8 protein-coding genes are annotated in these 12780 nt (G+C 69.3%); 5 read left to right on the top strand and 3 right to left on the bottom strand.

What is annotated here, in order from left to right:
* Positions 1 to 4 precede the first annotated feature (4 nt).
* Positions 5 to 676: a response regulator gene (locus ACZ3KP_RS19985; RefSeq protein ID WP_030608351.1), complete on the top strand. Its 672-nt coding sequence runs from the start codon at positions 5 to 7 to the stop codon at positions 674 to 676.
* Between the two features lie 81 nt (positions 677 to 757).
* Here the strand turns inward: ACZ3KP_RS19985 and ACZ3KP_RS19980 are convergent, their stop codons facing one another.
* From ACZ3KP_RS19980 to metH, 3 genes are all read right to left on the bottom strand, one after another.
* Entirely contained in the window at positions 758 to 2362 is a 1605-nt protein-coding gene (locus ACZ3KP_RS19980; protein ID WP_467501084.1) for an ABC transporter substrate-binding protein, read from the bottom strand.
* 423 nt (positions 2363 to 2785) lie between these two features.
* Positions 2786 to 3487, bottom strand: a complete 702-nt coding sequence (locus ACZ3KP_RS19975) for an HAD family hydrolase (protein WP_467501083.1) — start codon at positions 3485 to 3487, stop codon at positions 2786 to 2788.
* Between the two features lie 130 nt (positions 3488 to 3617).
* Positions 3618 to 7133 (bottom strand): methionine synthase, encoded by a 3516-nt coding sequence (metH, locus tag ACZ3KP_RS19970; RefSeq protein ID WP_361332528.1) that lies wholly within the window; start codon positions 7131 to 7133, stop codon positions 3618 to 3620.
* Between the two features lie 383 nt (positions 7134 to 7516).
* On the opposite strand from metH, the gene ACZ3KP_RS19965 reads away from it, so the two are divergent.
* The 4 genes from ACZ3KP_RS19965 to ACZ3KP_RS19950 all read left to right on the top strand — a co-directional run bounded on the left by ACZ3KP_RS19965 (position 7517) and on the right by ACZ3KP_RS19950 (position 12711).
* Positions 7517 to 8281, top strand: coding sequence for an IclR family transcriptional regulator (locus ACZ3KP_RS19965; protein WP_358977553.1), 765 nt, complete (start codon positions 7517 to 7519; stop codon positions 8279 to 8281).
* Positions 8282 to 8659: 378 nt separating this feature from the next.
* Positions 8660 to 9454 carry an MIP/aquaporin family protein gene (locus tag ACZ3KP_RS19960; protein WP_358977552.1) on the top strand — a complete coding sequence of 265 codons (795 nt, stop codon included), beginning with the start codon at positions 8660 to 8662 and terminating at the stop codon, positions 9452 to 9454.
* A 54-nt stretch (positions 9455 to 9508) separates the two neighbouring features.
* A complete protein-coding gene (gene glpK / locus ACZ3KP_RS19955) occupies positions 9509 to 11050 on the top strand; it encodes a glycerol kinase GlpK (RefSeq protein ID WP_132889117.1) in 1542 nt (513 codons plus the stop codon).
* 44 nt (positions 11051 to 11094) lie between these two features.
* Positions 11095 to 12711, top strand: a complete 1617-nt coding sequence (locus tag ACZ3KP_RS19950; RefSeq protein WP_358977550.1) for a glycerol-3-phosphate dehydrogenase/oxidase — start codon at positions 11095 to 11097, stop codon at positions 12709 to 12711.
* The last annotated feature ends 69 nt before the right edge of the window (positions 12712 to 12780 follow it).

The raw sequence follows: 12780 nt of genomic DNA, 5'->3' as shown, positions 1-12780 counted from the left end.
CACCGTGGCCATCCGTGTCCTACTGGTCGACGACCAGCCGCTGCTGCGTACCGGGTTCCGGATGATCCTGGAGGCGGAGCAGGACATCGCGGTCGTGGGCGAGGCCGGGGACGGCCTGCAGGCTCTCGACCAGGTGCGGGCCCTCCAGCCGGACGTCGTGCTGATGGACATCCGGATGCCGCGGATGGACGGGGTGGAGGCGACCCGGCAGATCACCGGGCCGGGGCGGGACGGTCCGGCGAAGGTGCTGGTGCTGACCACGTTCGATCTGGACGAGTACGTGGTGGAGGCGCTGCGCGCGGGCGCCAGTGGCTTCCTGCTGAAGGACGCCCCGGCGAACGAGCTGGTGCAGGCGATCCGGGTGGTGGCCAACGGTGAGGCGATGCTGGCGCCGAGCATCACGCGCCGGCTGCTGGACAAGTACGCGACGCATCTGCCGTCCGGTGAGGAGCCGGTGCCGGACACCCTGCACACGCTCACCGACCGTGAGGTGGAGGTGCTGAAGCTGGTGGCGCGGGGGTTGTCGAACGCGGAGATCGCCGCGGACCTGTTCGTCAGCGAGACGACGGTGAAGACGCATGTGGGGCATGTGCTGACCAAGCTGGGGCTGCGGGACCGGGTGCAGGCCGCGGTGTACGCGTACGAGAGCGGGCTGGTGCGTCCCGGCGCTCAGTAGCAGCGGCAGCGGGCGTACGACGCGAAGGGCGCCCCTCTCCGAGTGGAGAGGGGCGCCCTTCGCGTCGTACCGGGCCCGGGGTCAGCTGCTGGAGCCGCGGCCGAGCTCCCACAGCTGGAGGCTGGCGGAGGAGTTGAGGGCGTAGGCGACGCCCGTGATGTCGCCACGGGCGGCGACGTACTGCTTGCCCTGCCACAGCGGGAGCAGCGGGACGTCCTCGGCGACGGCGTCCTGGATCTGGGTCAGGCTGCCGGCGGCGCTGGCCCGGTCGGCCTCGCGGCGGGACTCGGGGAGCAGCGTCTTGATGATCTTGTTGTTGACGTACGGCGACTGGAGGAAGTTGTCCTTGTCGAGGAACGGCGCCAGGAAGTTGTCGGCGTCCGGGAAGTCGGGGAACCAGCCCATGCCGTAGACGTCGTACTCGCCCTTGCGCTCGGCGACCTGGTACGTCTTCCAGAGGGTGCCCTGGATGCTGACGTCGAACAGGCCGCTGTCGTTGAGCTGCTTCTGGAGGACCTCGAACTCCTGCTTGGTGGCCGAGCCGTAGTGGTCGGTCGTGTAGTGCAGGGTGAGCTTCACCGGGGTGGTGATGTTCGCGGCGGCGAGCGTGTTCCTGGCCTTGGAGACGCTGGGGTCGCCGTACTTGTTGAAGAAGGAGTTCGAGTGCCCGGTCACGGAGGCCGGGACCAGCGAGTACAGCGGTTCGGCCTGGGAGCCGTAGACCTTGGCGACGAGGGAGGCGCGGTCGATGATCTGGGCCATCGCCTCGCGGACGGCCTTGGACTTGACCGTGGGGGCGTCGGTGTTGAAGCCGAGGTAGCGGATCTCCAGGCCGGGCATCTCGACGAGGTCGACGTTGGCGTCGTCGCCGGCGTCGAGCTTGTTGATCTGCGCGGGCGACATGGTGCGGGTCATCACGTCGATGTCGCCCTTGTCGATCGCCTTGCCCATGGCGTCGGCGTCGTCGTAGGAGCGCAGGACGACCTGCTGGTTGTTGACCTTCACGCTGCCCTTGTAGTTGGGGTTCTTGGTGAAGGTGGCGGAGACGATCGCGTCGTCCTTGACGTCGGCCTTGAAGGTGTACGGGCCGGAGCCGTCGATGTCGAAGCCGTCGCGGAGCTTGTTCTCGTCGTAGTCCTTCGGGTTCACGATGCCCGCGACCGGGGTGGACAGCTTGTACGGGAAGGTGGCGTCGGCCGACCTGAGGTGGAAGACGACCTCGCGGTCACCCTGGGTCTCGATGGTGTCGATGTTCGTGAGCAGTCCGTAGGGACCACCGACGGCCTTGATGCGCAGGGCCCGTTCGATGGACCACTTGACGTCCTTGGCGGTGACGGAGGTGCCGTCGGAGAACTTCAGGCCCTCGCGCAGCTTGCAGGCGTAGCGCTCGCTCTGGCTGTCGGTGAAGGAGCAGCTCTCGGCCGCGTCGGGGACCGGCTCGCCCTCGCCCTTGGGCTGGGACATGAGGGTCTGCACGGTCTGCCGCAGGATGTTCCAGCCGCCGACGTCGTAGGAGTAGGCGGGGTCCAGGGGCGCCGGGGCGTCCTTCGTGGCGGTGAACCTGTCCGTGGTGCCGACGACGATCGCGTCGCCACTATTGCTCCCACTGCCGGATCCCCCGCACGCGGCGAGAACCGGAGTGAGCAGGCCGACCACGGCCGGCAGCACCAAAGTCTTGCGGTTCATGCTCGAAGTTCTCCAGAGCTGTTCGTGTCCGTGTATCCGGCATCCATGGGGTGTCGACGCAAGATCACGGGGATAGCGGCGATGTTCTCGCGACGAGGTTAGTCGGCGACCGCAGGGGGGTTGGCAGGAGCGTGAGTTGAGGCCTCATCACGCAGTGGAACCGGGCGCGGACAGACCGAAAACCCGACAGCGGCAGGATTAGTGCAGCCTCTCCCCAATCGGGACACAAGGTCACCGGTTTTCCCCCCGTTCGGGGGTGGACGGCACACGTCGGCAACGTTGTCGACCCTCGTGCACGTGGGGAACGTCACACATGAAACGGGGCGGCCGGGTATCGGAATTCAGCCCGTCGAACAGGTGCGAATTCCGTTGAGTGATCTCCGCGGAGTTTTCCGCAATGGTCATTGCACGCTGGGTGAACGGCTAGGGCAGATGCGTCATCAGTCCGTGCAGAAATGCCAGGTCGACCTCTTCCAGGGAAGTGACCACGGTGCGTCGTTCGGCGGGGGTGATCGGGGCGACGGACGGTACGGCGACCACCTGGCAGCCGGCGGCCTCGGCGGCGGCGACGCCGGTCGCGGTGTCCTCGACGACCGCGCACCTGGCGGGATCCGCCCCGAGGCCGGCGGCGGCGAGGAGGTAGGGGTCCGGGTAGGGCTTGGTGCGCGAGACCTCGTCTCCGGCGATGGACAGGGTGAAGTGCTGGGGGCCGAGGACCGTCAGGACGCGGTCGATGATGCGCCGGTGCGAGGCGGAGACCAGGGCGGTCGGGATCTGCTGTTCGTACAGCTCGGCGAGGAGTCGCCGGGCGCCCGGCATCAGCGGCAGCGCGGCACCGATGCGCTCCTCGAAGCCGTCGTTGAGCAGCACGCTGAGCTCGGCGAGCGTGATGGCCGCGCCGGTGGCCTCGATGAGGAACCCGGCACTGCGGGTCATGGGACCGCCGACCACGACATGGCGCCAGGAGTCGTCGAGGGCGTGACCGAGGCGGGCGAAGACCTCCACCTCGACGTCCCACCAGAAGCCCTCGGTGTCCACCAGGGTGCCGTCCATGTCGAGGAGGACCGCTTGCAAGGCCGATCCTTCGGCCGTACGGGTTCCGAGCGCGGGGACCGTGCTGGTCATCCGGGCGCACCTCCTTGAGGGACGAGCAGGCCGGTTCCCGCGCGGGGAACCGGCCTGCTGTGGACCGACCAGTGTACGACTTATCCGATCAGTGTGCTGTGTGTGACACGTCTCGGTCTCCGTGTACCGCTCAGCGTGCGTTGAAGTACTTCGCCTCCGGGTGGTGGATCACGATCGCGTCCGTGGACTGCTCGGGGTGCAGCTGGAACTCCTCGGACAGGTGGACACCGATGCGCTCCGGCTGGAGCAGGTCGGCGATCTTGGCGCGGTCCTCCAGGTCGGGGCAGGCGCCGTAGCCGAGGGAGAAGCGGGCACCCCGGTACTTCAGGGCGAACATGTCCTCGACGTCGGCCGGGTCCTCGCCGGCGAAGCCGAGTTCGGAGCGCACGCGCGCGTGCCAGTACTCGGCGAGGGCCTCGGCGAGCTGGACGGACAGGCCGTGCAGCTCGAGGTAGTCGCGGTAGGCGTTGGCCTCGAACAGCTTGGCGGTCTGCTCGCCGATGCGGGAGCCGACGGTGACGACCTGGAGGCCGACCACGTCCGTCTCCCCCGACTCCTCCGGGCGGAAGAAGTCGGCGAGGCACAGGCGGCGGCCGCGGCGCTGGCGGGGGAAGGTGAACCGGGTGCGTTCGTTGCCGCGGTCGTCCAGGATGATCAGGTCGTCGTCCTTGGAGACGCACGGGAAGTAGCCGTAGACCACGGCCGCCTCCAGCAGGTTCTCGGTCTGGAGCCGGTCGAGGAGCCCGCGCAGCCGGGGCCGCCCTTCCGTCTCGACGAGTTCCTCGTACGACGGTCCCTCGCCGGTGCGGGCCTGCTTGAGGCCCCACTGGCCCTTGAACAGGGCGCCCTCGTCGAGCCAGCCGGCGTACTCCTTGAGCTGGATGCCCTTGATGACGCGGCTGTCCCAGAACGGCGGGGTGGGCACCGGGTTGTCGACGGCGACGTCGGAGCGGACATGGCCCTCCTCGGGCCGCTCCTCGACCTCGACGGTGGCGGCCTGCCGGACCCGGCGCTGCTTCAGCTCCGGCAGGACGGCGCCGGGCACGCCGCGCTTGACGCCGATGAGGGCGTCCATCAGGCGCAGGCCCTCGAAGGCGTCGCGGGCGTAGCGGACCTCGCCCTCGTAGAGCTCGTGCAGGTCCTGTTCGACGTAGGCGCGGGTGAGGGCGGCGCCGCCGAGGATGACCGGGTAGGTGGCGGCGAGGCCGCGCTGGTTGAGCTCCTCCAGGTTCTCCTTCATGATCACCGTGGACTTGACCAGCAGGCCGGACATGCCGATGACGTCGGCGCGGTGCTCGTCGGCGGCCTCCAGGATCGCGGAGACGGGCTGCTTGATGCCGAGGTTGACGACGTTGTAGCCGTTGTTGGAGAGGATGATGTCGACGAGGTTCTTGCCGATGTCGTGGACGTCACCGCGGACGGTGGCCAGCACGATGGTGCCCTTGCCCTCGGTGTCCGACTTCTCCATGTGCGGTTCGAGGTGGGCGACGGCGGCCTTCATGACCTCGGCGGACTGCAGGACGAACGGCAGCTGCATCTGGCCGGAGCCGAACAGCTCGCCGACGACCTTCATGCCGTCGAGCAGGGTCTCGTTGACGATGTCGAGGGCGGCGCGGGTCTCCAGGGCCTCGTCGAGGTCGGCCTCCAGGCCGTTGCGCTCGCCGTCGATGATGCGGCGCTTGAGGCGCTCCTCCAGCGGGAGGGCGGCCAGTTCCTCGGCCTTGCCCGCCTTGAGGGACTTGGCGGTGGCGCCCTCGAAGAGCTGCATCAGCTTCTGCAGGGGGTCGTAGCCCTCGGTGCGGCGGTCGTGGATGAGGTCGAGGGCGGTCCCCACCTCCTCCTCGCTGAAGCGGGCGATCGGGAGGATCTTGCTGGCGTGCACGATCGCCGAGTCCAGGCCCGCCTTGACGCACTCGTCGAGGAAGACGGAGTTCAGCAGGATGCGGGCGGCCGGGTTGAGGCCGAAGGAGATGTTGGACAGGCCCAGGGTGGTCTGGACGTCGGGGTGGCGGCGCTTGAGTTCGCGGATCGCCTCGATGGTGGCGATGCCGTCCTTGCGGGACTCCTCCTGACCGGTACAGATGGTGAAGGTCAGGGTGTCGATGAGGATGTCGGACTCGTGGATGCCCCAGTTCCCGGTGAGGTCCTCGATCAGCCGTTCGGCGATCTCGACCTTCTTCTCGGGGGTGCGGGCCTGGCCCTCCTCGTCGATGGTCAGCGCGATCAGGGCGGCGCCGTGCTCGCGGGCGAGCCTGGTGACCTTCGCGAACCGGGAGTCGGGGCCGTCGCCGTCCTCGTAGTTGACGGAGTTGATGACCGCGCGGCCGCCGAGCTTCTCCAGGCCGGCCTGGATGACGTCGACCTCGGTGGAGTCGAGGACGATGGGGAGGGTGGAGGCGGTGGCGAAGCGGCCGGCCAGTTCCTCCATGTCGGCGACGCCGTCACGGCCGACGTAGTCCACGCAGAGGTCCAGCATGTGGGCGCCCTCGCGGATCTGCTCGCGTGCCATCTCCACGCAGTCGTCCCAGCGGGCCGCGAGCATGGCCTCGCGGAACTTCTTGGAGCCGTTGGCGTTGGTGCGCTCGCCGATGGCCAGGTAGGAGGTGTCCTGGCGGAACGGCACGGTCTGGTACAGGGAGGCGGCGCCGGGCTCGGGGCGCGGGCTGCGCTCGGGCGGGGTGACGCCCCGGACGCGTTCGACGACCTGGCGCAGGTGCTCGGGGGTGGTGCCGCAGCAGCCGCCGATGAGCGAGAGGCCGTAGTCGCGGACGAAGTTCTCCTGGGCGTCGGCCAGGCCCTCGGGGCCGAGCGGGAAGTGCGCGCCGTCCTTGGTGAGGACCGGCAGACCGGCGTTCGGCATGCACAGCAGCGGGATGCGGGAGTGCCGGGTGAGGTAGCGCAGGTGTTCGCTCATCTCGGCGGGGCCGGTCGAGCAGTTCAGGCCGATCATGTCGATGCCGAGCGGCTCCAGCGCGGTCAGCGCGGCGCCGATCTCGGAGCCGAGCAGCATGGTGCCGGTGGTCTCGAAGGCCATGGAGACCAGGAGCGGGACCTCCACACCGAGCGCGTCCATGGCACGGCGGGCGCCGAGCACGGAGGACTTGGTCTGCAGCAGGTCCTGGGTGGTCTCGACGATCAGCGCGTCGGCGCCGCCGGTGAGCAGGCCCTCGGCGTTCTGCTGGAAGCCGTCGCGGAGGGTGACGTAGGGGACGTGGCCGAGGGTGGGCAGCTTGGTGCCGGGGCCGATGGAGCCGAGGACCCAGCGCGGCCGGCCGTCCCGGGCGGTGAAGTCGTCGGCGGTCTCGCGGGCGATGCGGGCACCGGCCTCGGACAGCTCGTGGACGCGCTCGGGGATGTCGTACTCGGCCATGGCCGAGTGGTTGGCCCCGAAGGTGTTGGTCTCGACGCAGTCGACGCCCACGGAGAAGTACGCCTCGTGGACCGAGCGGACGATGTCGGGGCGGGTCAGGTTCAGGATCTCGTTGCAGCCTTCGAGCTGCTGGAAGTCCTCGAGGGTGGGGTCCTGCGCCTGGAGCATGGTGCCCATGGCGCCGTCGGCGACCACCACACGGCTGGCGAGTGCCTCTCGGAGCGCGGACACCCGGGTCCGGCTGTCGGCGGAAGGGGACGGTGGCGACGAGGCCATGAAGGGGCTCCCTTGGATGCGACGGCTGTCGGCTATGCGGTTTCCCCGGGCTCACCCGGGCACGGACGCACGGCGCCAGCGTAACCGGGAGTGGGCCTGGATGGGCAGGGCGTCCATGTGGCGGACGAGTGAGGCGAGGGCCGATCAGGGACGTATGGCCTGGTGATGGCGGATCATGCGACGGTCCGGGCGATCTGCCCGGACCCGTCACGGAGTGGTCACGGGTGCCCGGCCGAGGTGGCCGGTCCGTCACCTGTGATGTAACAGGTGTCGACCGACCATTGGCGGGGAGTCGGCATGGACCGGTAGTGTTCGACATTGCCGAACACCGGTTTACGGCGGTCGTGACGGAGAGTTCCACAGGGGACGGAGGCAGGACGGCGATGGCACGGAACATCCAGTCGCTCGAACGGGCGGCCGCGATGCTGCGGCTGCTCGCGGGCGGCGAGCGGCGGCTCGGCCTGTCGGACATCGCCTCGTCCCTGGGTCTCGCCAAGGGCACCGCCCACGGGATACTGCGCACCCTCCAGCTGGAGGGGTTCGTGGAGCAGGACGAGGCGTCGGGGCGCTACCAGCTGGGCGCGGAACTGCTCCGGCTCGGCACCACCTACCTGGACGTGCACGAGTTGCGGGCGCGGGCGCTGGTGTGGACGGACGACCTGGCCCGCTCCAGCGGGGAGAGCGTCTATCTGGGCGTTCTCCACCAGCAGGGCGTGCTGATCGTGCACCACGTGTTCCGGCCGGACGACAGCCGGCAGGTGCTGGAGATCGGGGCGATGCAGCCGCTGCACTCCACGGCCCTGGGCAAGGTGCTGTCGGCCTACGACCCGGTCGCGCACAGCGAGGCCCTGGAGGCCGACCGCAAACCCTTCACGGACCGTACGACGTGCGAGCTGGACGCGTTCGAGCACATCCTCGACATCACGCGCGCGCGTGGGTACGCGGCCGACGTGGAGGAGACCTGGGAGGGCGTGGCGTCGGTGGCGGCGCCGATCCACGACCGGCGGCGGATGCCGGTGGGGGCGGTGGGCATCACGGGGGCGGTGGAAAGACTGTGCCGGGACGGGGAGTTGTCACCGGAGCTGATCGCCGCGGTGCGGGACTGCGCCCGCGCGGTGTCGCGGGACCTGGGGGCGGGGCGGTTCTGACCGTCCGCCACTGATCGTCGTTCGAGGCCGGTTCGCCTGTCGGTGGACCGGCCTCGGTCGTACCCTGAAGTGGACAAAGCAGGGCATAACCGCAGTTCAGTGAGCCGTTTAGAGCATTTCCGGCCCCGTCAGCCCGACAAAGATCGACAACTCACAGCAATCAATAACGATCGTGCTTTCGATAACAGAACTCTTGACGCACATGTGACGCCGGGGCGAGACTCCCGTCCATCGGTCGGCATTGTCGAACACCTACCGGCAATACGCGCTAGAGTGTGACAACGCCAAGGGCCGGATTCGCTCTCACCCCCGAGGGCGCCAACACCCCGAAGGGACTCGGGGTTCGGCTTCCCTGGACGAAGGACAAAGGAGTCGCGGGTGTCCAGCTCCGACATCTTCATCGGCGAGACCATCGGTACCGCCATACTCATCCTGCTCGGCGGTGGCGTGTGCGCCGCCGTCACGCTCAAGGCCTCCAAGGCCCGTAACGCCGGCTGGCTCGCCATCGCCTTCGGTTGGGGCTTCGCCGTCCTCACGGCGGTCTACATCTCCGGACCGCTGTCCGGTGCCCACCTCAACCCGGCCGTCACGGTCGCTCTCGCGATCAAGAACAGCGACTGGAGCAACGTCCCGGTCTACTTCGCCGGACAGCTGCTCGGCGCGATGATCGGCGCGGCCCTGGTGTGGGTCGCCTACTACGGCCAGTTCCAGGCGCACCTCACCGACAAGGAGATCGTCGGCGGTCCGGGCGCGCAGGCCACCTCGGCCAAGGCCGTCGAGGCCCAGGAGAAGGGCGCGGGACCGGTCCTCGGCATCTTCTCCACCGGTCCCGAGATCCGGAACGCGGTGCAGAACCTCGCCACGGAGATCATCGGCACCGTGGTGCTCATCCTCGCGGTCCTCACCCAGGGCCTCAACGACAAGGGCAACGGCCTCGGTGTGCTGGGCGGCCTGATCACCGCCCTGGTGGTCGTCTCGATCGGCCTGTCGCTCGGCGGCCCGACGGGGTACGCCATCAACCCCGCCCGTGACCTCGGCCCGCGCATCGTGCACGCGCTCCTCCCGCTGCCCAACAAGGGCGGTTCCGACTGGAGCTACGCCTGGATCCCGGTGGTCGGTCCGCTGATCGGCGGAGCCATCGCGGCAGGCATCTACAACGTCGCCTTCGCTTAAGACACAGGCTCGCGCCGTACCGCCAGTCCACCACGGATCTTCGAGGAGCACACAGTGACCGACGCCCACACCGCAGGCCCTTTCATCGCCGCGATCGACCAGGGCACGACCTCCAGCCGCTGCATCGTCTTCGACAAGGACGGCCGTATCGTCTCGGTCGACCAGAAGGAGCACGAGCAGATCTTCCCCAAGCCGGGCTGGGTCGAACACAACGCCAACGAAATCTGGACCAACGTCCAGGAAGTCGTCGCCGGGGCCATCCAGAAGGCCGGCATCACCCGCGACGACATCAAGGCCATCGGCATCACCAACCAGCGCGAGACCACCGTGCTGTGGGACAAGAACACCGGTGAGCCCGTCCACAACGCCATCGTCTGGCAGGACACCCGCACCGACGCCCTCTGCCGCGAGCTGGGCCGCAACGTCGGCCAGGACCGCTTCCGCCGCGAGACCGGCCTCCCGCTGGCGTCCTACTTCGCCGGCCCGAAGGCCCGCTGGCTGCTCGACCACGTCGACGGCCTCAAGGAGCGCGCCGAGGCGGGCGACATCCTCTTCGGCACCATGGACACCTGGGTCATCTGGAACCTGACCGGTGGTGTCAACGGCGGCAAGCACGTCACCGACGTGACCAACGCCTCCCGCACCCTTCTCATGAACCTGCACACCACGCAGTGGGACGAGAAGATCGCCGAATCCATCGGCGTGCCGCTGCAGATCCTCCCCGAGATCCGCTCTTCCGCCGAGGTCTACGGCGAGGTGACCGGCGGCAAGCTCGGCGACCTGCTCGGCGGCATCCCGGTCGCCTCCGCGCTCGGCGACCAGCAGGCGGCCCTGTTCGGCCAGACCTGCTTCTCCGAGGGCGAGACCAAGTCCACCTACGGCACCGGCACCTTCATGGTGATGAACACCGGCGACAAGATCATCAACTCCTACGCGGGCCTGCTGACCACGGTCGGCTACAAGATCGGCGACCAGCCGACCGTGTACGCGCTGGAGGGCTCGATCGCCGTCACCGGCTCGCTGGTGCAGTGGATGCGCGACCAGATGGGCCTGATCTCCACCGCGGCCGAGATCGAGACGCTGGCGCTCTCGGTCGAGGACAACGGCGGTGCCTACTTCGTACCGGCCTTCTCCGGTCTGTTCGCCCCGCACTGGCGTTCCGACGCCCGCGGTGTGATCGCCGGCCTGACCCGGTACGTCACCAAGGCGCACCTGGCCCGTGCGGTCCTGGAGGCCACCGCCTGGCAGACCCGCGAGATCGCGGACGCCATGACCAAGGACTCCGGCGACGAGCTGGTGACCCTGAAGGTCGACGGTGGCATGACCGCCAACAACCTGCTGATGCAGCAGCTCGCCGACGTCCTGGACGCGCCCGTGGTGCGCCCGATGGTCGCGGAGACCACCTGCCTCGGCGCCGCCTACGCCGCCGGCCTCGCCGTCGGCTTCTGGTCCAGCACCGACGAACTGCGCGCCAACTGGCGCCGGGCCGCCGAATGGACCCCCCGCATGGACGCGGCGACCCGCGACCGTGAGTACAAGAACTGGCTCAAGGCCGTCGACCGGACCATGGGCTGGATCGACGACGACGAGAGCTGAGCCGACGAGAGCCCACCAGCTCTGACGAGGAGTAAGAACCCGACATGACCAGTCAGTCCACCCTGCAGTCCGTGCCTGCCCTGGGGACGCACCCGGCCTCCGGCTCGCTTCCGAGCCGGGCCGAGACCAGGGAGCAGCTCTCCAAGGCGTCGTACGACCTTCTTGTGATCGGCGGCGGCATCCTGGGCATCTCCACCGCCTGGCACGCCGCGCAGTCCGGGCTCAGGGTGGCACTGGTCGACGCCGGCGACTTCGCCGGCGCCACCTCCTCCGCCTCCTCCAAGCTCCTCCACGGCGGTCTGCGCTACCTGCAGACCGGCGCGGTGAAGCTGGTCGCGGAGAACCACTTCGAACGCCGTGCGGTCTCCCGCCAGGTGGCCCCCCACCTGGCGAACCCGCTCACGTTCTACCTCCCCGTGTACAAGGGCGGTCCGCACGGCGCGGCGAAGCTCGGGGCGGGCGTCTTCGCCTACTCCGCGCTCTCCGCCTTCGGCGACGGCGTCGGCCACCTGCTCTCCCCCGCCCGGGCCCAGCAGGACGTGCCGGAGCTGCGCACCGAGAACCTCAAGGCCGTGGCCGTGTACGGCGACGACCAGATGAACGACGCCCGCATGGCGCTGATGACGGTCCGCGCGGCCGTCGAGGCGGGCGCGGTCGTCCTCAACCACGCCCAGGTCACCGGCCTGCGCTTCACCAAGGGCCGGGTCACGGGCGCCGACCTCAGGGACGCCGTCTCCGGCGAGGAGTTCGGCGTCAACGCCCGCCTGGTGCTGAACGCGACCGGCCCCTGGGTCGACCACCTGCGCCGGATGGAGGACCCGAACGCGGCCCCGTCCATCCGTCTGTCCAAGGGCGCGCACCTGGTGCTGAAGCGGACCTCCCCCTGGAAGGCCGCGCTCGCCACCCCCATCGACAAGTACCGGATCACCTTCGCCCTCCCCTGGGAGGACATGCTGCTGCTCGGCACCACCGACGAGGAGTACGAGGGCGACCCGGCGGACGTCGCCGTCACCGAGAAGGACATAGCCCAGATCCTGGACGAGGCCGCGTTCTCGGTCCGGGACCAGCAGTTGCGGCGTGACCTGATCACCTACTCCTTCGCCGGTCTGCGGGTGCTGCCCGGCGGCCCCGGCAGCACCGCGAAGGCCAAGCGCGAGACCGTGGTCACCGAGGGCAGGGGCGGCATGCTGTCCGTCGCGGGCGGCAAGTGGACCACCTTCCGGCACATCGGCCGCACCGTGATGCAGAAGCTGGAGGCGCTGCCGGGCCACCCGCTCGGCGACGACTTCGAGCCGATCTCCTCGCTGCCGAAGAAGCTGCCGCTGCCCGGTGTCGCCAACCCCCGCGCCGTCGCCCACCGGCTCCTGGTGGACCACCCGGCGCCCGGTCCGCGGATGGCCGCCGACACGGCCAAGCACCTGGCCACCCACTACGGTTCGCTGGCCTTCGACATCGCCCGCATCGCCAACGAGCACCCGGAGCTGGCCGAGCGCGTCCACCCGGACGCGCCGGAGATCTGGGCGCAGGTCGTCTGGGCCCGCGACCACGAGTGGGCCGAGACCGCCGACGACGTGCTGCGCCGCCGCACCACCCTGACGATCCGCGGCCTGGCCACGGACGACGTCAGGGCCAAGGTCCAGGACCTGCTCGACAAGAAGTAGCCGGTCCTCGGCAGCGGCCGGTCCTCCGCAGGGCGGCTCCCCTCCCCTGGGAGCCGCCCTTTCGCGTAC

Source organism: Streptomyces sp. NPDC020958 (assembly GCF_055562175.1).
Note: the sequence above shows the minus strand (reverse complement) of the source record. Positions and strands in the feature narration are given on the sequence as shown.

Bases quoted from the DNA above. Each gene is read 5' to 3' on its own strand.
- ACZ3KP_RS19975 (WP_467501083.1), bottom strand. From the start codon at position 3,487: ATGACCAGCACGGTCCCCGCGCTCGGAACCCGTACGGCCGAAGGATCG.
- ACZ3KP_RS19950 (WP_358977550.1), top strand. From the start codon at position 11,095: ATGACCAGTCAGTCCACCCTGCAGTCCGTGCCTGCCCTGGGGACGCAC.
- metH (WP_361332528.1), bottom strand. From the start codon at position 7,133: ATGGCCTCGTCGCCACCGTCCCCTTCCGCCGACAGCCGGACCCGGGTG.
- ACZ3KP_RS19980 (WP_467501084.1), bottom strand. From the start codon at position 2,362: ATGAACCGCAAGACTTTGGTGCTGCCGGCCGTGGTCGGCCTGCTCACT.
- ACZ3KP_RS19965 (WP_358977553.1), top strand. From the start codon at position 7,517: ATGGCACGGAACATCCAGTCGCTCGAACGGGCGGCCGCGATGCTGCGG.